The sequence below is a fragment of the Microtetraspora sp. AC03309 genome (genome assembly GCF_020826795.1).
In the GTDB taxonomy this organism is placed as follows: domain Bacteria; phylum Actinomycetota; class Actinomycetes; order Streptosporangiales; family Streptosporangiaceae; genus Microtetraspora; species Microtetraspora glauca.
Map to the genome: position 1 here is coordinate 1 of NZ_JADDIL010000360.1, position 612 is coordinate 612.

The 612-nt window shown below is 71.7% G+C and carries 1 protein-coding gene; it reads left to right on the forward strand.

Annotated features, from left to right (window positions below; all coding sequences use genetic code 11):
* Positions 1 to 612 (forward strand): hypothetical protein (locus IMZ11_RS43340; RefSeq protein WP_228649489.1); only part of this gene is annotated, 612 nt, incomplete at both ends.

Genomic DNA, 612 nt, shown 5'->3' on the forward strand with positions numbered 1-612 from the left:
CGCCGAGACCGCCGAGAAGCGCAACGCCGCCGGGCTGCTTGACCACCTGCGCAGCATGCAGGACCGCATGGAGCGGGTGTTCGACATGCTCGATGAGGCGGGCGGGGCGAGCAGGCTCACCCCCGAGCTATGCCGTCAGTTCGGCGTCGACGTCGAACTGACCATCGTGGACGAGACCCGGTACTACGTGGCCTCCCCGCAGGGGGCGGAGATCGTCGCGGCGATGGTGGACATCGCGAGCCGCGGCCCGGCCGCCGGGATCCTGCTCGTGCTCGCCACACAGCGGATGACCAAGGAGGGCATCCCACCGGAGCTGAAAGGAGTCTGTTCGCTGCGGTGGGCGATGCGCTGCCCAGACGTGATCGCCTCCAACGCGGTGCTCGGCGCGGGTGCGGCCGGCGCCGGGTACGACGCCTCGGACATCCCGCGCACGCATCGCGGCGTCGGCATCCTGGACGCGGACGGCGCCGACCCGATCAAGCTGCGCAGCTACTACTTGGACGACACTGGCCCGGATCTGGTGTCGGTGGCCGAGGCGGCGTACGCGCTCCGCGCGGCCGCCGGGACGCTGCCCGCGAGGGAGATGCGCGGCGTGAAGCCGGTCGCCGAGGT